Source organism: Helicobacter pylori, from assembly GCF_001998165.1.
In the GTDB taxonomy this organism is placed as follows: Bacteria; Campylobacterota; Campylobacteria; order Campylobacterales; family Helicobacteraceae; genus Helicobacter; species Helicobacter pylori_DL.
In genome coordinates, this window is sequence record NZ_MTWR01000172.1 from 1 (window position 1) to 283 (window position 283).

1 pseudogene is annotated in these 283 nt (G+C 38.2%); it reads right to left on the reverse strand.

Annotated elements, in window-relative coordinates:
• Positions 1-283: pseudogene (locus tag BZK24_RS08735) on the reverse strand (M23 family peptidase); the annotation flags it as partial.

A 283-nucleotide genomic window follows, 5' to 3' on the forward strand; every position in this document is an offset into this window, starting at 1 on the left:
CTTTTTTCAAACCACTACTCCCCACGCTTCCATCATCTTTTAAATGCGCTAAAAAAACGCACAAACCCAGCCCATAGCAATTGATCAAACTATTACCATAAAAATCCAACTCCCCCTTAAAAACCCTCTTTACCGATGGATCAAACACTAAAGATAAACCCTTACTGGGAATCAAATCCACCCCAAAAGGAAAGAATTTAAACAACACCGGATTGTCCTTTAAAAACCGCCGATTTTCTAAAAAATTGCTTGTCATTTTAAAAGGCCCATCAAGGGGTTTAAC